Origin of the sequence: Patulibacter medicamentivorans (genome assembly GCF_000240225.1) — a bacterium.
Classification (GTDB): Bacteria; Actinomycetota; Thermoleophilia; order Solirubrobacterales; family Solirubrobacteraceae; genus Patulibacter; species Patulibacter medicamentivorans.
The window spans coordinates 1-22,817 of the sequence record NZ_AGUD01000018.1 but is presented as its reverse complement, the minus strand read 5'-3'; the positions used below and the strand labels follow the sequence as shown (position 1 = coordinate 22,817).

22 protein-coding genes, 2 tRNA genes and 1 pseudogene are annotated in these 22,817 nt (G+C 74.6%); 12 read left to right on the top strand and 13 right to left on the bottom strand.

The window, feature by feature from the left end; all coding sequences use genetic code 11:
* Window positions 1–1,860: helix-turn-helix transcriptional regulator (locus PAI11_RS02750; protein ID WP_040597902.1), on the top strand; the 1,860-nt coding region annotated here is incomplete at its 5' end.
* On the opposite strand, the gene PAI11_RS02745 is transcribed toward PAI11_RS02750, so the two are convergent.
* The 4 genes from PAI11_RS02745 to PAI11_RS02730 are packed head-to-tail and all read right to left on the bottom strand — an operon-like array spanning window position 1,841 to window position 4,885.
* Window positions 1,841–2,203: an iron-sulfur cluster assembly scaffold protein gene (locus tag PAI11_RS02745; protein WP_007570593.1), complete on the bottom strand. Its 363-nt coding sequence runs from the start codon at window positions 2,201–2,203 to the stop codon at window positions 1,841–1,843. The two genes, PAI11_RS02750 and PAI11_RS02745, sit on opposite strands and share 20 nt — an antisense overlap.
* Window positions 2,204–2,205: 2 nt before the next feature.
* A complete protein-coding gene (locus PAI11_RS02740; protein ID WP_007570592.1) occupies window positions 2,206–3,429 on the bottom strand; it encodes an aminotransferase class V-fold PLP-dependent enzyme in 1,224 nt (407 codons plus the stop codon).
* Window positions 3,426–3,650 carry a sulfurtransferase TusA family protein gene (locus PAI11_RS02735; protein ID WP_007570590.1) on the bottom strand — a complete coding sequence of 75 codons (225 nt, stop codon included), beginning with the start codon at window positions 3,648–3,650 and terminating at the stop codon, window positions 3,426–3,428. The genes PAI11_RS02740 and PAI11_RS02735 overlap by 4 nt, the downstream gene beginning before the upstream one ends.
* Complete coding sequence (locus tag PAI11_RS02730; protein WP_007570588.1) at window positions 3,650–4,885, bottom strand: phenylacetate--CoA ligase family protein; 1,236 nt, start codon at window positions 4,883–4,885, stop codon at window positions 3,650–3,652. Before PAI11_RS02730 ends, PAI11_RS02735 begins: the two co-directional genes overlap by 1 nt.
* Before the next feature lie 143 nt (window positions 4,886–5,028).
* Here PAI11_RS02730 and PAI11_RS02725 point away from each other — a divergent pair, with 143 nt between their 5' ends.
* Window positions 5,029–6,615, top strand: coding sequence for a hypothetical protein (locus tag PAI11_RS02725; RefSeq protein WP_007570587.1), 1,587 nt, complete (start codon window positions 5,029–5,031; stop codon window positions 6,613–6,615).
* 73 nt (window positions 6,616–6,688) lie between these two features.
* Here PAI11_RS02725 and PAI11_RS02720 read toward each other — a convergent pair whose 3' ends face one another.
* Complete coding sequence (locus PAI11_RS02720) at window positions 6,689–7,051, bottom strand: VOC family protein (RefSeq protein ID WP_007570585.1); 363 nt, start codon at window positions 7,049–7,051, stop codon at window positions 6,689–6,691.
* A gap of 135 nt (window positions 7,052–7,186) precedes the next feature.
* Between PAI11_RS02720 and PAI11_RS02715 the strand changes: the two genes are divergently transcribed.
* Window positions 7,187–7,600: a VOC family protein gene (locus PAI11_RS02715; protein ID WP_007570583.1), complete on the top strand. Its 414-nt coding sequence runs from the start codon at window positions 7,187–7,189 to the stop codon at window positions 7,598–7,600.
* 47 nt (window positions 7,601–7,647) lie between these two features.
* Complete coding sequence (locus PAI11_RS02710) at window positions 7,648–9,135, top strand: amidase (RefSeq protein ID WP_007570581.1); 1,488 nt, start codon at window positions 7,648–7,650, stop codon at window positions 9,133–9,135.
* A gap of 51 nt (window positions 9,136–9,186) precedes the next feature.
* Here the strand turns inward: PAI11_RS02710 and PAI11_RS02705 are convergent, their stop codons facing one another.
* Entirely contained in the window at window positions 9,187–10,686 is a 1,500-nt protein-coding gene (locus PAI11_RS02705; RefSeq protein ID WP_007570579.1) for a flavin-containing monooxygenase, read from the bottom strand.
* A gap of 136 nt (window positions 10,687–10,822) precedes the next feature.
* A complete protein-coding gene (locus tag PAI11_RS02700) occupies window positions 10,823–11,467 on the bottom strand; it encodes an FMN-dependent NADH-azoreductase (protein ID WP_007570577.1) in 645 nt (214 codons plus the stop codon).
* 138 nt (window positions 11,468–11,605) lie between these two features.
* Here PAI11_RS02700 and PAI11_RS02695 point away from each other — a divergent pair, with 138 nt between their 5' ends.
* The 4 genes from PAI11_RS02695 (at window position 11,606) to PAI11_RS28260 (ending at window position 14,056) form a co-directional block, all read left to right on the top strand.
* Window positions 11,606–12,091 (top strand): MarR family winged helix-turn-helix transcriptional regulator, encoded by a 486-nt coding sequence (locus PAI11_RS02695; protein WP_007570576.1) that lies wholly within the window; start codon window positions 11,606–11,608, stop codon window positions 12,089–12,091.
* A gap of 38 nt (window positions 12,092–12,129) precedes the next feature.
* A complete protein-coding gene (locus PAI11_RS02690) occupies window positions 12,130–13,155 on the top strand; it encodes a hypothetical protein (protein WP_007570574.1) in 1,026 nt (341 codons plus the stop codon).
* Window positions 13,156–13,262: 107 nt separating this feature from the next.
* Window positions 13,263–13,892, top strand: a complete 630-nt coding sequence (locus PAI11_RS02685) for a TetR/AcrR family transcriptional regulator (RefSeq protein ID WP_007570572.1) — start codon at window positions 13,263–13,265, stop codon at window positions 13,890–13,892.
* A gap of 29 nt (window positions 13,893–13,921) precedes the next feature.
* Entirely contained in the window at window positions 13,922–14,056 is a 135-nt protein-coding gene (locus tag PAI11_RS28260) for a hypothetical protein (RefSeq protein WP_007570571.1), read from the top strand.
* Window positions 14,057–14,255: 199 nt separating this feature from the next.
* Here PAI11_RS28260 and PAI11_RS02680 read toward each other — a convergent pair whose 3' ends face one another.
* The 3 genes from PAI11_RS02680 to PAI11_RS02670 form a co-directional block, all read right to left on the bottom strand.
* A complete protein-coding gene (locus PAI11_RS02680; RefSeq protein WP_007570569.1) occupies window positions 14,256–14,777 on the bottom strand; it encodes a GNAT family N-acetyltransferase in 522 nt (173 codons plus the stop codon).
* Window positions 14,778–14,781: 4 nt separating this feature from the next.
* Window positions 14,782–15,051, bottom strand: coding sequence for a type II toxin-antitoxin system TacA family antitoxin (locus PAI11_RS02675; protein ID WP_007570567.1), 270 nt, complete (start codon window positions 15,049–15,051; stop codon window positions 14,782–14,784).
* Between the two features lie 178 nt (window positions 15,052–15,229).
* Window positions 15,230–15,303 (bottom strand) — tRNA-Val (locus PAI11_RS02670).
* 139 nt (window positions 15,304–15,442) lie between these two features.
* Here PAI11_RS02670 and PAI11_RS02665 point away from each other — a divergent pair.
* Window positions 15,443–15,513 (top strand) — tRNA-Cys (locus PAI11_RS02665).
* A gap of 224 nt (window positions 15,514–15,737) precedes the next feature.
* Here PAI11_RS02665 and PAI11_RS28255 read toward each other — a convergent pair.
* On the bottom strand, window positions 15,738–17,129 hold the full coding sequence (locus PAI11_RS28255) for a glycosyltransferase family 39 protein (protein WP_040597897.1): 1,392 nt from the start codon (window positions 17,127–17,129) through the stop codon (window positions 15,738–15,740).
* Between the two features lie 133 nt (window positions 17,130–17,262).
* Between PAI11_RS28255 and PAI11_RS02655 the strand changes: the two genes are divergently transcribed.
* A complete protein-coding gene (locus PAI11_RS02655) occupies window positions 17,263–17,799 on the top strand; it encodes a hypothetical protein (protein WP_007570564.1) in 537 nt (178 codons plus the stop codon).
* Window positions 17,800–17,833: 34 nt separating this feature from the next.
* On the opposite strand, the gene PAI11_RS02650 is transcribed toward PAI11_RS02655, so the two are convergent.
* Together PAI11_RS02650 and PAI11_RS02640 are read right to left on the bottom strand one after the other, a co-directional pair.
* Window positions 17,834–19,156, bottom strand: a complete 1,323-nt coding sequence (locus PAI11_RS02650) for a PucR family transcriptional regulator (RefSeq protein ID WP_138974063.1) — start codon at window positions 19,154–19,156, stop codon at window positions 17,834–17,836.
* Between the two features lie 239 nt (window positions 19,157–19,395).
* On the bottom strand, window positions 19,396–20,622 hold the full coding sequence (locus tag PAI11_RS02640) for a PucR family transcriptional regulator (RefSeq protein WP_007570560.1): 1,227 nt from the start codon (window positions 20,620–20,622) through the stop codon (window positions 19,396–19,398).
* 244 nt (window positions 20,623–20,866) lie between these two features.
* Here PAI11_RS02640 and PAI11_RS02635 point away from each other — a divergent pair, with 244 nt between their 5' ends.
* Together PAI11_RS02635 and PAI11_RS02630 are read left to right on the top strand one after the other, a co-directional pair.
* On the top strand, window positions 20,867–22,450 hold the full coding sequence (locus PAI11_RS02635; RefSeq protein WP_007570558.1) for an AMP-binding protein: 1,584 nt from the start codon (window positions 20,867–20,869) through the stop codon (window positions 22,448–22,450).
* A gap of 10 nt (window positions 22,451–22,460) precedes the next feature.
* A pseudogene (locus PAI11_RS02630) lies at window positions 22,461–22,817 on the top strand (hypothetical protein); the annotation flags it as partial.

Below are 22,817 nucleotides of genomic sequence, written 5' to 3'. Positions count from 1 at the left end.
CGGCTGACGAGCCGCCCGCGACGGGCCGAGGTCGCGGCGCTGATGGCGGGCCTGACCGCGGAGCGCCGGTCGCTGTGGGCGACCCTGGCCGCGAGCACGCCGGGCCCGCGGGACGCGACGGCGCTCGCCCGCTGGCTGTGGGCCGTCGACGGCGCCGCGCTGGAGGACGCCGCGGCCCGTGGGCTGCTGACCGACGACGCGCACGGCCTGCGGTTCGCGACCGAGCTCGACGGCTGCGCGGTCTACGGTGCCTGCAGCCCGAGCGAGCGGCTGCTCGCGCACCGCCGGCTGGCGGACCTCTACCGCTGCGAGCGGGCGCGGCTGTGGCAGCGCGCGCAGACGGCGCCGAGCGGTTCGCCGCTGTTGGCCGCGCGGCTCGAGCGCGAGGCGCTCACGGCGCTCGCCGGGGGCGCGGTCGACGACGCCGAGCGGCTGGTGGCGCACGCGCTGCTGGTCGACCCCGGGACCGCCGGCGAGCGCCGGCACCGCCGGACGCTGCTGCACGCACGCTGCCTCGATGCCGTGGGCAGGCCGCGAGCCGCGCTTGCGGTGCTCGACGCCGGACCGCCGAGGACGACGCTGCCCGGCGCTCCCCCGACCGGCGACTTCGCGACCCGCGAGTTGCGAGCGCGGTGCGCCGTGCGTGCGACGAACGCCCAGGTCGGCGGACTGCAGCTGGCCGAGCTGCTGGCCGTCAGCTGCGGCCCGCGCCGGACCCGAGTGGTCCGCGAGGCGCGGCTGGCCGACGCGCTGGCGGGCGGGTCGGCCGCGACGGCCGCCGCGGCCGGCGATCCGGTCGGCCCCGCCGAGATCGCCGCAGCCGCCGCCTGCCTGGCCGTCGACGATCCGGGGGAGGCCGCGGCGCTCCTGGACCGGCTGCCGTCGGCGACCGGCCTGCGACGCGACGAGCCGCTGCGGCTGCTGGCCGAGGCGATCGGCGCGCGGATCGCGCACGACCAGCGCTCGGCCCTGGAGCGGCTGGCCGCGGCCGAGCGTGCAGCGGTCGAGCAGCCGGTGGTGGCGGCGCACGTCGCGCTGGTTCGAAGCGAGGTCCGGAGCATCGCGGGGCCGCTGACGACGGTCGTCGCCGACGACCAGCTCGAGGCCAGGCTGCGCGACCACGGCCTGCACGGGCTGCAGTGGCGCCGGCTGTGGGTGCAGGGGCGACTGGCGCTGCTGGCGGGGGACGCCGCCGCGGCCCTGCAGGCACTGGGCTCGGCCGTCGAGGCGCGCGAGGCGTCCGGCACCGGAGTGCCGCCGGCGCTCGCCCTCGACCGGGCCGAGGCGGCGGCCCGGGCGAAGAGCGGTCCCGGGTCCGCTCTCGCGATACCGGGCCTGCTGGCCACGCCGGGCGGCGTCGCGCCGGTTCGCTGGCAGGCCGCCCAGGTCGCGCTTCTGCGGGCCGTCGAGGCCGACGCCGTCGAGGCGGCCGTCGCCCCGCTGATGGACGCTACGGCGACGACCTGGGTCTGGCGGGACGGCTTCGTGCTGCTGAGCGCCGGGCTGCGGCTGCGGCGCGCCCGTCGGCGGCGCGCGGCGGCGGCGGTGCTGGCGGGCGCCGAGGCGATCCTGCTGGCGACCGGGGCGACGCCGTGGGCCGAGCGCGCCGGCGAGGCGCTCGCCGTCGTCGACGGCCGTCGCGGCGCCACGACGACGCCGCTGACCGCTGCCGAGCTGCGCGCCGCGGAGCTGGCCGCCAGCGGCCTCCGCAACCGCGAGATCGCCGACCGGCTGGCGGTCGCGGAGAAGACGGTCGAGCAGCGGCTGACGATCGTCTATCGCAAGCTCGACGTCCGCTCGCGGGTCGAGCTGCGCGCTCGGCTCGACCCGCAGGGCGACATCACGACAGCGCGCTCCTGAGCGCCCGCAGGTGCAGCTCGGCGCACCCGCGCCGGCCCGCCGACAGCTCGTCCCCGAGCTGCGATTCGATCCACCCGCCGTCGAGGGCCAGGACCTCGGACACCGGCATCCCGACGATCGGGGCCGAGCAGAGCGAGGCGACGCCCTGCGAGATCGCGCAGCCCTCGCCCTCGAACCGCAGGTCGGCGACCTGCCCGTCGCGGACGTCGACCGTGGCGTGGATCCAGTCGCCGCAGACGGGGCTGCGCGCCGTCGCGCTGTGGGTCGGGGACGCCAGCCGGCCGCGGCATCGCGGCCGGTGGACGTGCTCGACGATCAGCGCCCGATAGGCCTTCGCACGCACCGTCAGTCGACCTTGGCGAGCAGGAGCTCCAGCGCCTCGTCGAGCGCGCCGGCGAAGCGATCGACCTCGGCCTCGTCGCTGTACGGCCCGAAGCTGATCCGGACGCTGCCGCCGGTCAGCCCGAGGGCGGCGTGCAGTGGCTGAGCGCAGTGGAAGCCGCCTCGGACGCAGCAGCCGGCCTGACCCAGCAGGTCGGCGACGTCGTGCGGGTGCGCGCCGTCGATCGCGAACGCCACGACGCCGGTCCGCCGGTCCAGATCGCTCGGGCCGAGGACGCGCACCCGGGGACGCGCCGCGGCGATCCCGAGCGCCGCCGCGGTCAGCCGCCGGTCGTGGGCGCGGACTCGGTCGGGCCCGAGCCCGCGCAGGTAGTCGAGCGCCGCGGCCAGCCCGCAGGCCTCGGCGACCGGTGGCGTGCCGGCCTCGAACCGCCACGGCGGGTCGCTCCAGGTCACGTCGTCGCCGACGTGCTGGACCATCTCGCCGCCCAGCAGGTAGGGCGGCAGCTCGGCGAGCAGCTCCGGGTCGGCGTGCAGCACGCCGATCCCGGTCGGCCCGAGCGCCTTGTGCCCGCTCCAGCAGTAGATGTCGGCGCCGATCGCGGCGACGTCGACCGGCAGGTGCGGCACGGCCTGCGCCCCGTCGACGACGGTCCGGGCCCCCGCCTCGCGGCAGGCGCGGACGATCCGCTCCACCGGGTTGATCGTCCCGAGCACGTTGCTGACGTGCGAGAGCGCGACGACCCCGACCCGGCCGCCGGCGAGGACCTCGCCCAGCCAGCGCTCGTCGATCGCGCCCTCCTCGTCGAGCGGCGCGATCCGCAGCGTCGCTCCCGCCTCCTCCGCCGCCCGCCGCCACGGCAGCAGGTTGGAGTGGTGCTCGACGAGCGAGATCACGACGCTGTCGCCGGGCGCCAGCCAGCGGCGGGCGGCGCTGGTCGCGGCCAGGTTCAGGCCCTCGGTCGCGTTGCGCGTGAAGACCGTTCCGGCGGTCTTGGCCCCGAGCGCCCGCGCGATCCGCTCGCGGGCGCCCTCGTAGGCCGCGGTCGCCCGCTCGGCGAGCGGGTAGAGGCCGCGGTGGACGTTGGCGCTGTCGCGACGCAGGTGCTCCTCGACGGCGGCGATCACGGACGCCGGCTTGAGCGACGTCGCGCCGGAGTCGAGGTAGACGAGGTCGGGCTCCGCGTGGTAGATCGGGAAGTCCCGACGGTCGGCGAGCGTACTCATGCGGGCCGCGTGACGACGAGCTCGATCCGCTCGTCGAGGTCGCGCTCGACGAGCTCCAGCCGCTCGGCCGCGGCCCAGGCGCCGAAGTCGATCGGCGCGTCGGGGTCGGTGGCGATGACGGTCAGCGGCACGCCGGCATCGAGCCGGCGGAGCGCCTGCTTGGCCCGCAGCAGCGGCACCGGGCAGCGCTCGCCCGAGGTATCGAGGACGGCGTCGGGCATCAGCGGAACCGGATCCGGTCGGCCTTGACGTCCCCGTCGGGGGCGCGCTGCTCGTCGCTGGGCTCGTCGATGACGACCTCGAGCACCCGCTCGGCCTGCTCGGCGACGAGGGCGCCGAGGGCCACGAGCCGCTCGCGCAGCTGGCCGGCGACGTCCCCGGCGACCGCGCCCCGGCAGCTGACCCGCAGGGCCGCGTGGACGTCGGGCCGGCCGTGGCGGTCGACGTCCAGCTGCCAGTCGTGCAGCCGGTCGCCGAGCACCGCGTCGGTGACGGCGTGCAGCTCCATCTCGTGCAGCGCCCGGCCGCCGAGCCGCAGCTCGTTCTTGCGCCGGCCGAGGACCGACAGCCGCGGCTCGCCGCGCCCGCAGCCGCAGCGCGAGCGGTGGACCTGGACGATGTCGCCCGTGGCGTACCGGATCAGCGGCAGCAGCTCGCGGTCGAGATCGCTGACGATCACCTCGCCGCGGGTCCCGTCGGGGCACTCCTCGACGCGGACCGGGTCGCTGGCGCCGTCGATCAGCAGCTCGACCACGACCTTGTCCATCACGTGCATCGTGCGATCGCCGTCGGGACAGCTCATTGCGATCACGTCGGCCTCGACGCTGCCGTACAGCAGCCGGATGTCGATCGGCCAGTACCGGCGCACCCGGCGCTCGACGGCAGGCGGCAGGACGTCGCCGTAGAGGATCCCGGCCCGCAGGTTCGGGAAGACCTCGTCGACGGGGCCGAAGGTCTCCTCGGTCATCCGGCCGATCAGCTCGAGCATCAGCGGCGTGCCGAAGACGAAGGTCACCTCGGCGCCGCGGCCGGCGTCGAGGATCCGGTCGAAGTCGACGTAGGAGCTGTTGAGGGCCTCGGCCCCGAGCCGCTCGCTGCCGGCGACGGTCGCCCAGGCCGACAGCGACGGGGGCGGGGAGGCCAACGTCATCACGCGGTCCTCGGCGGTCAGCCCGGCGACGGCGAACGAGCGCGCCTCGTGGTCGATCTGGGCCTCGAGATCGGCCGCCGTGAAGGGGATCCGCTTCGACTGGCCGGACGTGCCCGAGGTCTGGAAGTAGCAGCGCGGGCACTCCCCGAACTCGGTCACGGTCGCGTCGACCGGGTTGGCGTTGGTCCACGCCGCGAGCGCGTCCGGGGTCAGCAGGGACGCGTCCTCGAGTCGTTCGAGCCGGCCGTACAACTGGTGCTCGAGCGGGAACGTCGTGCGCGCCGGCGGCGCCTGGATCTCGGTCATCGGTCCTTCCTGGGTGGCGGTCGGTCCGACGCTAGGTCGCCGGCGGCGCGCTGTCACCGGGGGGACCCCGCGACGTGCTCCCGCGGCGAGGGGACAGGGGAACCCCGCTTGCGCGAGCGGCCGTGGCGCCCGACGCTGCGGCGATGCCGACGTGGGAAGCCAGCGGGCGGGACGCCGTCGTCGAACTGCTCGATCGGGCGCGGGACGCCGAGGTCCGGCTGTCCGATGCTGCCGGTCGCCAGCAGGGGGCCTGCGTGATCGCCGTCGATGCCGAGGCGCTGTGGATCGAGACCGCCGGCGACCCGGTCGCGCTGGTCGGCGACGTCTGGTGCGAGGCGGCGCTGGCGAGCGCCTCCTGGAGCTTCCCGCTGGCGGTCCGCAACACGGTCGGCTCGACGATCGAGGCGGCGCTGCCGGTCAGCGTCCGGGCCGGGTCGCCGGCGGCGGTGCACGCGGAGGCGGGCTGGGTCGTCGGCACGGCCGCCGGCGAGCGGCCGGTCGTGCGGGCGGACTTCGACGCGCTCGTCGTCGCCGGGCCACCGCTGGCAGGCGAGGCGCTCGACGTGGTCGTGCGGACAGCGGCCGGCGAGCTGGAGCTGCGCGTCCAGGTGGCGGCGCGGTCGCACGGTCGCAGCGTGCTGCGACCGGTGCCCGAGCGGCACGCAGAGCTCGTCCGCTACCACGACCTGGTCGCCCGCAGCGCTCGTCCGCGGACGGCGCGACGCAGCGACAACGGGGCGCAGGTCTGGGACGTGTTCGCGGCCAGCGGCCTGCTAGGCACGTTCGACGACCCGGACGCCGCGAGCGAGCGGCGCGACCGCTACGCCGCGGCGATCGCTCGCCTGGCCGGGACGCCGCAGCTCGGGTTCAAGCTCGACTGGGTCGACGGGCGCGACGAGCCGTTCGCGACGGTCTCCTGCCTCAAGGCCTACGAGCGGACGTGGTTCGGCCTGCACCTGGCCAAGCCGCGCGGCGCGGCGCCCGACGGCACCCCGGGCAAGCACGTCCTCGACGCGATCTTCAACCAGTGGCACGAGCGGATGGCGGCCGACCCGAGCGCGCGCTGGCTGGTCAACCTGCTGCGCGACCACCCGGGCTTCCCGCAGGCGGCCGTGCGCGACGACCTGCGCTTCCTGCAGGCGACCGGGGCGAGTTGCGAGGTCCGCAGCCGGGTCGTCGAGATCGCCGTCGGCGAGCCGCTCGACGAGCCGGCCGACGACGACGCCCGCGCGGCGACCAACCGTGAGCTGGCGCTCGTCGCCGACGCGATCGCGGCTCGCCGTCCGCGCGCCTACTGCGAGGCGTTCGACCTGGTCGCCGAGCGGCTCGCGGGCGAGCGCGTCGCGGGCGCCTGGGCGGCGGCCGGGCTCGATCGCCAGCGGGCGGTCCTGGTGGTCCCGGACGGCGACGGCGGCATCCGCGGGGTCGCGATCGCGGAGCGCCTGACGCCGGGGCTGCACCTCTACGACCTGCTCGACGTCACCCGCCTGTACGCGTTCGGTCCCGGCGTCGCCCGGACCGTCGAGCTGCTGCTCGATCGGGTCGAGGACTGGTACCGGGCGGCCGGTCGCGCGCGGTTCGTGCTGCTGGTCGACGACGACCTGCCGCTCGACGCGCTGACCGTCGGCCGGCTCGGTCGCGACCTGGGGGAGGTCGACCAGGTGGTGCTGGACCTCGGCTTCGAGGCGGCGAACCTCGGCCTGCTGCGGGAGCGGCTGCGGGTGAGCTAGCCGCGGTCGCCGGCCGGTCGTCGCATTCGCGGCGGCCGGCCTGCTCCGTCCCGCTCGTCGGCGATCGCGCGCGTCAGGTCCGCGGCGCGTAGCGGTGGTGCAGCATCAGGTCGTTGCCGTCGGGATCGCGGAAGAACGCCATGTGGCAGACGCCGGTGTCGAACGTGTCGCCCAGGAAGGCGATGCCCTTGGCCTCGAGCTCCGCGCGGGCGGCCGCGACGTCGTCGACGCCGAGCGCCAGGTGGCCGTTCCTCTGCGGCGCGAAGGTCCTGCCCACCCGGTCCGGCTCCCAGATGCCGCAGCAGGTCTCGCCGACCCAGAACTCGAAGCGTGCGCGATCGTCGGGGCGCAGCCCGAGGGTGTCGACGTAGAAGCTGCGCGAGCGCTCCGCGTCCTGCGACGGGATGGCGATGAAGTCGAGGCCGAACGTGGTCATGGTGCTGCTCCGATCCTGGGCGGGTGGTGTGGCGTGACGCTACCGCGCGAGCGCGACCCGGACGCGGAACCTGAAGAACCGCCGCGTCGCCCCGCGACGGCCGCCCGCGGACCCGGCCCCACTACGGTGCGGGGCATGGCCTCGCATCTGATCCACACCTGCGTCCGGGTCCGCGACATCGACGCCTCGCTGCGCTTCTACGAGGCGCTCGGCTTCGAGCGCCGGGGACGCCTGAACTTCGACAGCGCCTACAACGTGTACCTGGGCCTGCCAGGCGACGGCGACCGGCTGGAGCTGACCGTCAACGACGGCCGCGAGCAGCCCTACGCGCTCGGCGAGGGGTACAACCACATCGCGCTGGTGGTCGACGACCTCTCGCAGACCCTGGCGGACCTGAAGGCCAAGGTCCACGTCGATCCCGAGAAGCCCGCCTACCGGCCCGGCGGTCGCGACGACCTGCCGCTGATCGCGTTCGTCCAGGATCCCGACGGGTACCGGATCGAGCTGATCGAGCGCGACTTCGCGACGCCCCAGGATCCCGATCGCTGAAGGCGGGGCGGTAGGGTCCCGCTCCGGCCCGGCGATCGGAGAGCGGCATGCAGCACGACGACTACCAGCGCTACGACGGACTCGGCCTCGCGGCGCTCGTCGCCGACGGCGAGGTGACGGCCGGCGAGCTGCTGGACGCCGCTCGCGCCCGGGCCGCCGCGGTCAATCCGCGGATCAACGCGATCGTCCGCGAGCTCGAGCCCGAGGCCGACGCGCGGGTCGCGTCCGACGCCGCGCTGAGCGGGCCGTTCGCCGGGGTCCCGTTCGTGATCAAGGACCTCGGTCAGGACTACGCCGGGGTTCCGACCAGCGGCGGGTCGCGGTCGCTGGCGACGGTGCCGGCCGCCCAGCACGCGACCGTGGTCCAGCGGTGGCTCGACGCCGGCCTGGTGATCTTCGGCAAGACCAACACCCCGGAGTTCGGGGCCAAGGGCATCACCGAGCCCGAGCTGTTCGGGCCCGCGCGCAACCCGTGGGACCTCGACCGCACGCCCGGGGGCTCGTCGGGCGGCGCGGCCGCGGCGGTCGCCGCCGGGATCGTCCCGGTCGCGGGCGCCAGCGACGGCGGCGGATCGATCCGGATCCCGGCCGCCTGCTGCGGGCTGTTCGGGCTCAAGGCCGGTCGCGGCCTGGTGCCGTCGGGCCCGCTGGTCGGCGAGGGCCTGCACGGCTCCGCGACCCACGGCGTGCTCTCCCGCAGCGTGCGCGACAGCGCCGCGATGCTCGACCTGCTGGCCGGCGCCGACGCGGCCTCGCCCTACGACGCTCCGCGCCCGGCGGGCCCGCTGCTGGACGAGGTCGGGCGCGATCCCGGCCGGCTGCGGATCGGGGTCCGCGTGCCGAGCGCGATCACCCCGGACCCCGATCCCGAGGCCCACGCCGCCGTCGCCGCCGCGGTCGCCGCGCTGGAGGAGCTCGGCCACGAGGTCGTCGAGCTGCCGGAGGCGCCCTACGACGATGCGGCGCTGGCCAAGGACTTCCTGACCTCGTGGTTCGTCAGCCTCGCCTGGCAGGTGTCCGAGATCAAGCGTCGCACCGGCTGCGGCGACGAGGGCTTCGAGCGCGACACGCTGATCATGGCCGCGCTCGGACGGGGCACCAGCGGGGTCGCCTACTGCGACGCGCTCGAGCGGCGGCAGCTGCACGTCCGGCGCCTCGCCGAGTTCCACGCCGGCCACGACCTGCTGCTGACGCCGACGCTCGCGACGCCGCCGCCGAGGATCGGCGAGTTCGACCTGCCGCTGCCGGTCCAGCGGCTCTCGGACCTGGTGCTGCGGACCCGGACCGGCGGCCTGCTGCGGCACGTCGGGCTCGTCGACCGGATGATCGACGAGAACCTCGGCTGGGTGCCCTACACGCAGCTGGCCAACCTGACCGGCCGGCCGGCGGCCAGCGTTCCGCTGCACTGGACCGCGGCGGGTCTGCCGCTGGGCGTCCAGTTCGTCGCCGCGCCCGGCGGCGAGGGGCTGCTGCTGCGCCTCGCCGCGCAGCTCGAGGCGGCCCGCCCGTGGGCCGACCGCCGCGCGCCGCTCTGAGCGGGCGTCGCGGCGGGCAGGTGCGAGCGGCGCCCGGCGCGGGCGCCGCGCTCAGTCGGCCGCGATCGGCAGCGGTTCGGTCGTCGCCGCCACGCCACCGCGCGAGAACTCCATCACGCCGTCGTCGACGGCGCCGAGCTTCAGGCTAAGGATGTCGCGTGGGTAGTTCTGGTACAGCCGCCACGGTGCCTTGGAGCCCTGCTTGGGGAACTGGTCGATGGCGCGCTGGACGTAGCCGGAGGCGAGGTCGATGAAGTCGACGCTCTCGATCGACGGGTCGCGGTTCTGCGGCGTCGCCCGCTGGAAGCCGTGCTCGTCCATGTGGTTGAGCAGCCGGCAGACGTAGGCGCACGTGAGGTCGCACTTCAGCGTCCACGAGGCGTTCGTGTAGCCGATCGAGATCGCGAAGTTCGGCACCCCGCTGAGCATCATGCCCTTGTAGCCCATGGTCTCCGGCAGGCGGATCTGCTCGCCGTCGACCACCAGCTGCATCCCGCCGATCGCCTGCAGGTTGAGGCCGGTCGCGGTGACGATCAGGTCAGCCTCGAGCTCGGCGCCGGACTCCAGCTTCAGGCCGGTCTCGGTGAAGCGCTCGATCCGGTCGGTGACGACCGACGCGTCGCCGTGGCGGATCGACCGGAAGAGGTCGCCGTCGGGGACGATGCACAGCCGCTGGTCCCAGGGGTCGTAGCGCGGCTTGAAGTGGGTGTCGACGTCGTAGCCGTCGGGCAGTTGCCGGACGACGCCGCTGCGGATGATCCGCTTCATCAGCGCCGGGCGCCGGCGGCTGAGCTGGAAGCTCGTCATCGTCAGCAGCACGTTCTTCCAGCGCGCGGCCGAGTAGGCGAGCTTCGACGGCAGCACCCGCCGCAGGACGTTCGCGATCGCGTCCTCGCCGGGCAGCGCCAGGATGTAGGTGGGGGAGCGCTGCAGCATCGTCACGTGCGCGGCCTCCTTCGCGAGCGCGGGGACGAGCGTGACCGCGGTCGCGCCGCTGCCGATGACGACGACCCGCTTGCCGGCGTACTCGACGTCCTCGGTCCAGTGCTGCGGGTGGACGATCCGCCCGCCGAAGTCCTCGATCCCGGCGAAGTCGGGGGTGAAGCCCTGGTCGTAGCGGTAGTAGCCGCTGCAGGTGAAGAGGAAGCCGCAGGTCAGGCGGACCGTCTCGCCGCTGTCGGTGCGCGTCGCCTCGACGGTCCAGCGGCTGTCGGCGGTCGACCACTCGGCGCGCACGACGCGGTGGCCGAAGCGGATCTTGCTGTCGATCCCGCCCTCGGCCGCCGTCTCGCGGACGTAGCGCAGGATGTCGGGCCCGTCGGCGATCGACTTGGCCTCGGTCCACGGCCGGAAGTCGTAGCCCAGCGTGTACATGTCGGAGTCCGAGCGGATCCCGGGATAGCGGAAGAGGTCCCACGTCCCGCCGATCGCGTCGCGGCTCTCGAGGATCGCGTAGCTCTTGCCCGGGCAGTCCTGCTGCAGGTGATGGCCGGCGCCGATGCCGGACAGGCCGGCGCCGACGATCAGCACATCGAGGTGTTCGAGCGACATCAACGGCCATCTCTCTCCGGTCGAGGCGGTGACGAAGGCCAGCCTACCGGTGAGTAGGGTCGATGGCGAATCGGGCGTCCCGGCCGCTCGCGACGGACGCTGCGGCGGCGGGCCCGGCCCGCCGCCGGCTCCGGGGTCAGGCGGCGACGGGCGACCAGAGCGCGTCGACCTCGCGCTCGGCGGCGGCCAGGCTCTCGGCCGCCAGCTCGCGCAGGTCGGCCATCTGCGGGTTGACGTCGGCCAGCGTCAGCGAGGCGGTGATGAAGCGCGGCTCGAGGCCGGTCAGGCTGATGCCGTGCGGGAGCCAGCTCTCGGCGTGGTCCCAGCCCTCGCGCGGGGTGCCCGGGTCGTAGCCGCCGCCGCGCGACGACAGCACCACGAACTCGCGATCGCCGAGCAGGCCGGCGCCGGTCTCGGGGTCGATCGAGAGCCCGGGGGCGATCAGGTGGTCGACCCAGGCCTTGACCGAGCTGGGCGGGCCGAAGTTGTAGAGCGGCAGCCCGAGCAGGATCGTGGTCGCCTGCTCGATCTCGCCGACGAGCCGCTGCGAGAGCGCGTACGAGGCGGCCTGGGCCGGCGTGTGCTGGTCGGGCGGCAGCATCCGGGCGGTGCCGCCGGCGGCGTCCAGGTGCGGGATCGGCTCGGCGCCGAGGTCGCGATAGCTCACGGTCCCCTGCGGGTGGACGGCCTGCCAGCGGGCGGCGGCGCGCGCGGTCAGCGCGCGGCTGACCGACCGCTCGCCCTGGATGCTCGAGTCGATGTGCAGCAGGTGGGACGCCATTCGTTGCTTCTCCATAGATCGTTAGTGAAGGGCAAACGAGTTGTAGCACGCGAAGCAGTGCTTCCCGGGCGCAATGGCGCCGCGGCGTCGCCCGCCGGGCGGCGCGGACCGCTGATCTAGACTGGGCGGATCGCGTCCGTGCCCTCCACCGACCACGGGACCCACGGTTCCGCCGCGCTCCTGGACCACCTGGCGCGCCGGATGCGGCTGCGCGCCGAGTCGGCGCTGACCCCGCTCGGCCTGCGTCCGCGGCACCTGGTCGCGCTGACCGTCCTGCGCGACCACGGTGGGAGCACCCAGCAGGCGCTGGCCGCCGCGCTCCAGATCGACCGCACCAACCTGGTCGGCCTGCTGAACGAGCTGGAGGACGAGGGGCTGATCGTCCGCACCCGCTCGGTCGAGGACCGCCGCCGCCACATCGTCGAGCTGACCGCCGCCGGCGGCGATCGCCTGGCACGGGCCGAGTGCGCCCTCGCCGCCGTCGAGGGCGAGGTCCTCGGCGCCCTCGACGAGGCCGAGCGCGAGACGCTCTACCGGCTGCTGCAGCAGGCGACGTCCGGGCACGTGGTCGACTGCGCCGCCGCCAGCGGCGTGCCGGTCGACGGCGCCGGGGACGCCTGCTGAGGGCGATCGCGGTGCTGCGCCACCGCTAGGATCGCCGCGTGGAGGCGAGCGATCGTGCCTACCTGCTCGACCTCTGCGACGAGCTGCTGGGCCCCGGCGAGCGCGACCACGGCTGGCCGTGGCTGCGCGACGACGAGGGCGATCCGCTGCTGGTCGACGGCTTCTGGTCGAGCCGCCAGCTGGCCCTGCTGCTGCTCGACGGTCCCACCGATCGCTGGCGCTACGCCCTGGGGACGCTGGCGCTGCGCGGGAGCTACCTGCTCGGGATCGACGTCGAGCGGTTCGATCACGACGCCGACGGGCGGCTGGTCCGCGAGCCGTCGGCCGACCGCCGGCAGCTGGCGCCGATCGCGACGGTCCACGGCTGGATGGAGCTGCAGGCGCTGCCCGAGGCCGAGGGACTGATCGTCCCGCTCGGGGCGCACGACGCCCGGGGGTCCGAGGAGCTGTCGTACGTCTTCGATTCGGTCGACCCGGGCGGCGACCACCTGGACGTCGGCGAGCCGCCGGGGGACTCCGCGGGCGACGAGCACGGCCACTCGCGGGAGGAGCAGGACGAGGCTGGACGGGCGTGGGAGGAGCCGTACGAGCACGACGGTCCGTGGGACCCGGACGAGGCAGGGGAGGGGATCGCTGCGCCGCCGCCGGTCTTCGACGTCGGCTGGCGGGCGCTGCCGATCGCGCTGGCCACCCTCGAGGCGTCGATCCTGGCGCGGCGCGCGTTCGGGCCGGACGTGGTCTCCGGCGAGCGGGGTCCGCTCGAGCTGCAGCTCCTGATCGCGATCGCGGACATCGAGCCGCGCGACGGGCAACGCGCCGACGATCGGCAGACGACCCGCGGTCTGGCCACGCGGCTGGCGCTGCGAGAGCGGACGGTGGCCGACCTGGCCGAGTCGCTCGTCGCCGGCGAGCTGCTGCGGCCGAACGGCGCCGGTCACGAGAACCCCGAGGGCTTCGCGCTGACCGACGACGGGCGCGAGCTGCTGCTGGCCTGGCTGGCCCGGATCGCCCCGCTGTTCGAGGGCTGGCCGCCGAAGGGGACCGGCGCCGACGACGCTGCCTGAGCCGGAACGAGAAAGCGGGATCGGGGTGCTCCCGGCGCCGCGGCAGGCCCCGCCAGGCGCCCGCCGCGACGGGCGCGATCCGTCCGCGGTCCGGATAGGGTCGGTTGGTGCCGTCGATCACCCGCCGTCCCTCCGTCGGTCGCGAGCGCCGAGACGCCGTCGAGGAGCAGGTCTTCGCCGCGGTCGAGCGGCTGCTGAACGAGGGCGCGAGCTACACCGAGCTGGGAGTGCTGCGGATCGCCGAGGAGGCCGGGATCGCGCGCTCGACCTTCTACGTCCACTTCCGGGACAAGATCGACCTGCTGATCCGGCTGGCCGAGAGCGCCAGCGAGGTGATCTTCGCCGAGGCCGATCGCTGGGTCCAGAGCGACGAGGCCGGCATCATCGGTCTGGAGCGGACGATGGCCCTGATCGTCTCCCAGTACCGCGAGCACGCCGCCGCGCTGCAGGCGCTCGCCGAGGTCGCCGGCTACGAGCCCGCGGCGGACGAGTACTGGCGGGCCCGGATCGGCGGCTTCGCCGGGGCGCTGCAGGTCCGCCTGGCGAGCGAGCAGGGGAGCGGCCAGGTCGACGCGGCGATCGACGCCGAGGCGGTCGCCCACGCCGTCGCCTGGGCGGTCGAGCGCAACATCACCCAGCACATCCGCGTCGACGACGGCAGCGGCGACGAGCGGCTGGCCAAGTCGCTGGCGCAGGTCGCGTGGCGGGTCTTCTACGGCCGGGTCGAGCCGGCGTAGGGGAGGGCGGCCCTGGCCGTCGCGTCCCGATGACCGAGCCCTCGGCCTCAGCCCGAACGGGCAGCGTGCTGCCGGCCGCGATCTGCGTCGGGGTCGTCGTGGCGATCGCGCTGCTCGGCAACGTCGGCGTCGTCGGTTCGCTCGAGTCGTCGTTGACGATCTAGGCGCCCGAGACCGCCGTCGTCGGCGTCTCGTACCTGGTCAGGACCACGCCTTCGGGGAACGTCCGGGTCTCCACCAGGGTCAGCTTCACCCAGTTGTCCAGAGTCGGGAAGAACGGCGTGCCGCTGACAGCCCTTTCCCTGACGCGTCCGGCCCAGCGTAGTCTTGCCTAGGCAGTGCTACCGACGCGTCCTCGACGCCTCACGGCAGATCGCCCGCGAGGACCCGCTTGAGGTCCTTCAGGAGCAGCAGCAGGTGCAGGGGATCGGTGGGCGAGGGCTCGAAGCCATAGCGCTGATACCAGGCCCGGGCTCGTTCGTGCTTGGCGTGCACGAGCAGCACACGGATCCCGATCGGGTCGCTGGCTCCGACCACACGCAGCATCGCGTCGCGCAGCAGCGAGCGGCCGACGCGCTGCCCCTGATGGTCGCCGTCCACCGCCAGGCGGGCGAGCAGCACCGCCGGCACCGCACGCTCCCGCGGCTGCCCCTTCAAGACGCGGGCAGTCGCGTCGGTCGCCTCGATCGATGCGGCGGCCAGCGCGTAGTAGCCGACCACCCGCGACGGCTCGTCGGAGTGGGTGGTGACGAACACCCGAGCCCCACCGCTGGCGTGGCTGGAGCGCGCGTGACGCGCGAGCCAGCCGTCCAACGCCGGCTCGCCGCACGCGAACGCGGCGAGGTCGTCGTGCGGGGCCAGCGGCCGGGGACGGGCGTAGCCCACGCGATCAGCCGAAGACGCTATCGGTCGTCAGCAGCTCGCGGAGCCCGTCGGGCTCGCGAGCAGGGCGATCGAGCAGGTCCACGAACGCCGACCAGGTTGGCTCGTCGAGCACGAACCGGGTGCGATCGGCGAGCACGCGCTCCGCCTCGCCGACCGCGGCACCGACGACGAAGTCGGTCAGGTTGCGGTGCGCGGTCAGTGCCGCAGCCCGCACCACCTGGTCGGCCGGCTCGGTCACGCGCAACGTCCAGCGGGTGCCCTTCAGATCAGCCATGGACCTAGCGTACAGCCAATAGACGTACACGACGAGGGACGCCTCGGGGCCGGCACGACGGTTTGGGCCACGAACGGGCCACGAGCCCCATCCTCGGCTCGTAGGCGCTCGCGTCCCGAACCACCCCAGAACGCAGAAGGGCCCCGCAACTGCGGGGCCCTTCTGGACTTCTTCGAGGTGCGCGATACAAGACTCGAACTTGTGACCTCACGCATGTCAAGCGTGCGCTCTAACCAACTGAGCTAATCGCGCCAAGCGAGCGGGAAGAGTAGCACCGGCGGCGCTCGCGTGATCGCTGACCCGGTCGCCGGGGATCGGGGCTCGGCGGAGGCCAGGCGGTCGCCGGCTTCGCGGCGCTCGCGCCGTCTCACGCGCTACCCTGCACAGCCCTGGCACCGTGGCGGAGTGGCTACGCAGCGGCCTGCAAAGCCGTGTACACCGGTTCGATTCCGGTCGGTGCCTCTGATGCGGCGCGTCGTCCCCGGGACGGCGCGCCGTTCGTCGTTGCGGGCAGGCATGGGACGCCAGGGCCGGCGCGGCGATGGCGCTCTGGCGCCTGCTGCCGGTAGGGGAGGGCGGACACGCCACGGTGCCTCGGCGAGCGGGGGTGTGGCGTCTGGTGCCGGCTGGGTTGCTCGGGCCCCCGCCTGCCGCCCTGGCTCGCGCCTGCCGAGCCGCGCCCGCCCTCAGACCACCGCGGCCGGCGTCGACGGCGGCCCGGCCGCCGGCTCCGACGGCGCCGGCGCCGGTCGCGGGCGGCGGTTGCGCCAGTCGCGGATCAGGACCGTCCATCCGGCGCAGCCGGCGGCGATCAGGATCGGCATCAGCGGCAGGTTGTAGCGGCCGTGGGCGACGGCGATCATGTGGACCCCGGTCGCGGTCGCCAGGCCCAGGAGGATCGCGCCGAGGGCCGGGTCGCGGCGGCGCAGCAGGCCGTAGAGGAGGCCGAAGAAGGCCGCCAGGATCAGGACCACGTGGTAGATCCGGAGCAGCGGCATCGGGGTGCTGGAGCCGCCGAGCGTGGCCCGGAACCACATCTTCCCGATCTTGAAGGAGAACATCCCCGCCAGCTCGACCGGGTGGTGCAGGGCCGCGTCCTTGAGGTTCTTCTTCGCCTCCTTCATCAGGGCCGCGTCGCGGTCCAGCTCCGGATGGCGGTGGGCGACGTCGTCGAGCACGATCGCCGCCGGGATCTGCTTGTAGCCCGTCTTGGCGTACTTCGGGTGCTTGGCCCGGATCTGCCGCAGCATCGCGTACTTCATGTCGTACGTGGAGCCGTTGCCGGGCAGGTAGGTGCCGACGAAGAACGCCGAGCCGCCGCCGCTGGTCACGGGCACCAGCTTGCCGGCCGTGTCGGAGGCCTGGATCGTCCACGGCAGCACGACGATCGCGCAGCACGCGAGCAGCGCCGCCGCGGCCTGGCCGCCGCGCTTCCAGCCGACCGTGTTGCCGAGCACGACCAGCGCCAGCACGGCCACCAGCGGCGGGACGAACAGCAGGTCGGTGCGGGTCAGCAGGACGCCGCCGAAGAGCGCCCCGGCGGTGCCCCACCACGGCAGCAGCCGCGTTCGCCAGGCGAGCGCGACGGCGGCGAACGCCGAGGTCACCATCAGCGCCCCGAGCGGCTCGGACAGCAGGTTGCTCGGTCCCCAGAACGCTGGTGGGTAGAACGCCAGCAGCGCGGCGGCGACCACCCCCGTCCACGGTCCGGCGAGCGCCCAGCCGAGCACGAAGAGGACGAGGATCGTCAGCGTCGATATCGCCCACTGAGCGTAGTTCAGGACCCGGGTGTCGTCGCGATGGGTCGGGTGCTTGCCGGGCTGGAGCTTGTACGCGAGCGCGAAGACCTGGGGGGTGCCCGGCGGCCAGTGCAGCGCCTTGACCTTGCCGTTCGTGCCGGAGTAGTTGCCGGTCAGCGCCAGGTGCTGCGCGATCGTGGCGTAGGAGCGCGCGTCGGCCGACAGCTCCTTGCCCTTGATCGGGTGACGGGCCTGGTCGAAGCGGATGCCGCCGCCGACCAGGAGCACCAGCAACAGCGCGATCCAGGCGGACCTCGGGACCAGGCGCAGGCGCGGCATCACGGGCAGGTTACGGGGTCGTCCCGGGGCGCGAAGCCATCTGGCGGCCGGACGCTCGGGGAGCCCTCGCCCGTGTCGGGGAGGCCGCGCGGCGACCGGCGAGCGCCGCCGCAGGCCCCGCTACGGTCAAGCGATGGCCCGCGAGGAACCGCCGACCGACGACGAGCCGACCCGGGTGGCGGGGCCCGGTGGCGCGGCCGACCAGGCCGCGCCGGCGACCGGCGGCGACGCGGACGAGCGGGATGCGGCGTCCGCCGATGCGCCGCCGGCCGCCGACGCGCGGGACGCGTCGGCCGCCGCCGACGATCCGCCCGCCGCCGACGACCCGCCCGCCTCGGCGTCCAGCGGCCTCGGCGGCAAGGCCGCTGAGGGGGCCAAGACCGTCGGCGACCGCGTCACCCAGGCGGCCAGCGCGACCGCCCAGGCGCTGCGCGAGACCGACGTCCGCGAGATCGCCCACCACACCACCAATCTGATCGAGAACGCCCGCCCGTTCTTCCTGGCCGCGTTCGCCGTCGCGTTCTCGGTCCTGGCGTGGGTCGAGGACCAGACGCCGGTCGCGGTCGTCTTCGCGATCGGGGCGATCCTGTTCGTGCTCGGCGCCGCCTACTCGCGTGAGGTCGACGGCCTGCTGACCCGCGGACGCGACCACGACGAGCCCGGCGACTGAGCGCGGGCGCGGGCGCGGGGGACGCCCGCCGCGATCAGTCCCCGAGCACCTCGTCGCCGAGCGTGACCGCCAGCATCAGCGCGGTCTGCAGCTCGACGCGCCGGTGGGCGATCGGCAGGCCGAGGATCTGCTCCGCCCGCCGGACCCGCGTGTAGACCGTGTTCTTGTGCAGGTGCAGCGCCTCGGCGGCCAGCAGGTGGCTGCCGCCGTGGGCGAGGAACGAGAGCAGCGTCTCGCGCAGCCGCGCGGCGCCGTCCTCGCGGGCCGCCAGCGCGCCCAGCTCGCCGGTCACGAACCGCCGTGCGCGGTCGGCGTCGGAGGCCAGCAGCGAGACCAGCTCGACGGAGCGGTAGGAGATCGTGCGGCCGGTCGCCTGCGGCGACTGCATCCACAGCCGCGCGGCGTGCTGGGCCTCGTCGTGGGTCACCCGGAAGCCCTCGACGCCGAACGCCGGCCGGCCGATCGCCAGCCGCACGCCGTCGCGTGGGCGGTAGCGCTCCAGGCGCCCCAGCGCCTCCATGCTCGGCGGCTGGATCGTGCCGCACCAGGCCCACAGGACCGAGGCGCCGGCCGGCACCAGCAGCGGCTCGCTGCAGCCGAGCGTCATCGCCGCCTCGGTCGCCTCCTTCTCCAGCGAGCGGTAGTCGGCGCCGGTCCCGAGCGCGCCCTCGTTGGCCAGCACCAGGCCGATGTGGTGGCTGCGCAGCGAGTAGCCGAGGCGGCTCGAGGCGACCTGCTCGTCGAGCGAGCGACCCTCGATCAGCTCGCGCGCGGTCTCGGCGCGGACGGCGGCCGCGGTCCGCACCCAGCGGTCGCGCTCCTGGTGGTAGGCGTCGACGAGGTCGTCGCAGATCAGGTCGACGTACTCGAACAGGAACCCGGCCAGCGCCTCGAGCGTCGGGACGATCACCTCGTCCTCGGCGGCGACCTCCCGCAGGTGACGCGACGCGCTGGCCCACAGGAAGTTCTGCCCGACCCGGTAGGCCCGCAGCAGCACCGCCAGCGGGATCCGCCGGTGGACGAGGCCGATCGCGTACTCGCGCGCCGCCTCCGGCACCATCAGCGACGTGGCCGGCCGGCCGGCGTTCAGCAGCTGGACGATCTGCTCGATGTTGGCGGTGCAGCTGCTCTCCGTCTCGGCGAACATCGTCCGCTGGTCGGCCACGCCGCCGAGCTCGGGGATCCGGTCGTGGACGTTGAGCGCCATGTGGACCCCGTGGTTGGGGTGCACATCGGTCATGCCGGCGATCAGGTCCCGGCCCGGGTTCGGGACGATCACCGCCGTCGCGGGGGCCGCGAGGACGCCTTCGGATGCCGCCAGCTCGATCTCGAGCGACGCGCGTGCGCTGGTCTGCATGGTTCCTCCCTCCCGGACCACGTCGTAGACGCGGTCCACGGGGCCATTAGACCGCCTCGGGTCGCCGCTGTGAAGGGGCGGTTGTCCACCGGCCTCGCCGGTCGGTGTGCCGGTGGCACAAACCTCGAGCGAGAATCGGGCTTGGAAGCGGGCCTCGCCGCGGTCGTCCCCCGACACCGGTGTGCTCTGGTCCGTCATCGTGTTCCCCCCTTGCGGACGGCGCGCCGGAACCGGCGCGACTACCGCGTCCCCGCGAGGACCCGGTGCAACCGCAGCGCGACCTGCAGCTCGGCGCGGCGCCCCGCGACCGGGGTCTGGAGCAGCGCCTCGATCTCGCGGATCCGGTTGCGGACCGTGTGCTCGTGGACGCCGAGCGTGGCCGCGGTCGAGACGTGCGACCCCGTCGCCAGCCACGTCAGCAGCGTGTCGCGCAGGCGCGCGGCGCGACCGTCCTCCGCGGCCAGCGGTCCCAGCTCGGTGACGACGAAGTCGCCCGCGCGCTCCTCGTCGTCGATCAGCAGGGCCTCGAGCCGCACGTCGGCGTCCCAGACCACCGACGGCGCGCCGCCGAGCGCGGCCTGGACCCGGGCGGCCTCGAGCGCCCGGCGGCGCGTCTGCCGGAAGCCGCTCAGGCCGCGGCCGACGGTGCCGACCGCGACGGTCGCCGAGATCCCCGCCAGCACGCGCTTCAGCCGTGCGATCGCCGCCGGCGGGAAGGCGTCGGATGCCCCGAGCCAGAGGCCCCACTCGTGCAGCCCGTGACGGTGCAGCAGCGACTCGGACGCGGCGAGCGCCGCGCGCAGCTGGGTCGCCTCCTCCTCCGGCCGCCGGCTGCTGCCGGTCTGCAGCAGCAGGAACAGGTGGCTGCCCTCGAGCCGGTAGCCGAGGGCCCGTGCGACGTCGTCGTCGGGCTCGGCGATCCGGTCCTCGAGCAGGTCGCGCAGGACGGTCTCGCGCAGGTGCTCGCGGCCGGAGCGGCGCTCGGCGGCCACCCGCTCGTACTGCGCGATCACGGGGGTCAGGATGTGGTTGATGTAGGCGAACAGCTGGGTGCTCGGCCAGTCCAGGTAGTCGTCGAGCGGCAGCCCCGAGCCCTGGGAGTGGTCGCGCGCGACCTGGAACCACGCCGACCAGAAGCTGTTCTGGCCGGCCCGGTAGGCGCCCTCCAGCGAGCTCGCCGGCAGCCGCATCTCGGCGACCGCGCCGGCGAACTCCAGCGCACCGGGGCGGGGGCGGGTCTCCTCGACCCGCGTCGTCCCCGACAGGATCGACCGCAGGTTGACCACGTTCTCGCGGACGCTGCGCTCGGCGATCGCGACGAACGCGCGATCGGAGGAGCGCTCCGGGAAGGCGTCGGCCAGGACCCGGTCGGTCAGGGCGCGCGCCGTCTCGTCGAGGTCCAGGCGCTGGGCCGCGTCGCGGATCTCCGCGGTCGTGCTGTCGGTGGTCGCCGGTGGTGGGGTCACGTGGCCTCCTCGGAGCCCATCGCCGGACGACGGACCCTGCACGCGACACTAAGCCGCGCCCGCGCGCGAGCGGGTGGGACCGCGACCCACCACCGCCGCCATGCGATGGGACGGCGAGCTACACGCACAGCGTCGTTCTTCACTGCCCGGGGCCGTCCGGGTTGTGGGAACCCGTCAACCGGCCGCCGGCGAGCGCACCGAAGGCGCCATTCCAGCGGACCGCTGGCGACCGTAGCGTGGCAGCGTGGAGACCACCGCCCCGCTTCTGCACCAGACCGTCGGCGAGCTGCTGGAGCGCAGCATCCGCGCCTACCCCGACCGGGTCGCCGTGGTCCACGGCGATCGCCGCGTGACCTACGCCGAGCTGGGGACCGCCGTCCGTCGCGCCGGCCGGGCCCTGCGGGCGCTCGGGCTGGAGCGGGGAGACCGGGTCGCGCTGCTGTCCGGCGACCGGGTCGAGCTGCTGGTGGCGTTCTACGCGACGCTCTGGTCGGGGCTGGCGATCGTCCCGCTGAACGCGCGGATGGCCGAGGAGGACCTGGCGCACGTCGTCGGCGACTCCGGGGCGCGGGTGCTGATCCACGACGCCCAGTACCGCGAGCGGGCCGCGCGGATCGTCGCCGGCAGCGCGGTCGAGCACCTGGTCGCGGCCGAGCCGGGGTCGGCGGTCGCGGGCGGGCACGAGCTGGCGGACCTGGCCGACGTCCAGGAGGACGGGCCGGTCGCGGACCCGGCGAGCCCCGCCGACCTGGCCGCGGTCTTCTACACCGGCGGGACCACCGGGCGGCCGAAGGGCGTCCAGCACACGCAGGCGGCGCTGGTCGCGGCCTTCGTCTCGGAGGCGCTGGAGATGGGCCTCGGTGAGCGCGAGGTGTTCGCCCACGCCGCGCCGCTGACCCACGCGTCGGGGATGTTCTGCGTGCCGGTCTGGATGCGAGGCGGCACCAACCTGGTGCTCGGCGGCTTCGACCCCCAGCAGCTGCTCGACGCGATCGAGCGGGAGCGGGTCACGGCGATGCTGCTGGTCCCGACGATGCTCTACGTGATCCTCGACCAGCCGGACCTGGCCGAGCGCGACCTGTCGAGCCTGCGAACGGTGATCTACGGGGCGGCGCCGATGGGTCGCGAGCGGCTGCTGCAGGCGATCGAGCGCTTCGGCCCGATCTTCACCCAGCTCTACGGCCAGACCGAGGCGCCGAACCAGCTGTGCGTGCTGAGCCGCGCCGACCACGCCGACGCGGTCGCGTCCGGCGACCTGTCGATCCTCGGCTCCTGCGGGCGGCCGGTGACGATCGCCGACGTGCGGGTCGTCGACGGCGAGGGCAACGAGTGCCCGGTCGGCGTCCCCGGGGAGATCGTCGCCCGGGGCCCGCACGTGATGCTCGGCTACCGCAACCTGCCCGAGCAGACCGCGGAGACCCTGATCGACGGCTGGCTGCACACCGGCGACATCGCGCAGCGCGACGAGCGGGGCTTCATCCACATCGTCGATCGCAAGAAGGACATGATCATCTCGGGCGGGTTCAACGTGTACCCGAAGGAGGTCGAGCAGGCCCTCTTCCAGCACCCGCACGTCCGCGACGCCTGCGTGATCGGGATCCCCGACGAGAAGTGGGGCGAGACCGTCAAGGCGGTGGTCGTCGCCGACGACCCGTCCGCGGTCACCGAGGCCGAGCTGATCGCCTGGGTCAAGGAGCGCAAGGGCGCCGTGGTCGCTCCCAAGTCGGTCGACCTGGTCGACGCGATCCCGCTGACCGCGGTCGGCAAGCACGACAAGCCGGCGCTGCGGAAGGCCTACTGGGGCGGACGCGAGCGAGCCGTCAACTGAGTCGCGCGGCGTGCCGCGCTTCGCACCGATCCTGCAGGACGTCGCCGCGCGGCTGGCCGGCCGCGAGGGCCACGAGCTGCGCCGCGACCCGGTCGCCTGGGCGCACGCGCTGCGCGACGCGACCGACCTGGCCGCCCCGGACGTCGTCGTCAGCCACCACGATCCGCAGCTCGAGGCCGATGCCCTGCGCGCGGCGCTGGCCGACGGCGAGGAGTGGGCCGACCGGCTGCTGGACGCCGCGCCGCTGGCGCTGACCGCCCCGGCGACGCAGGCCGTCGAGCTGGTGCGGACGCTGGCGGGGCTGGGGATCGGCGGCGCGCCGGTCGCCGCCGCGGTCAGCGCGCCGGCGAGCGTCGCGGCGGCGCTC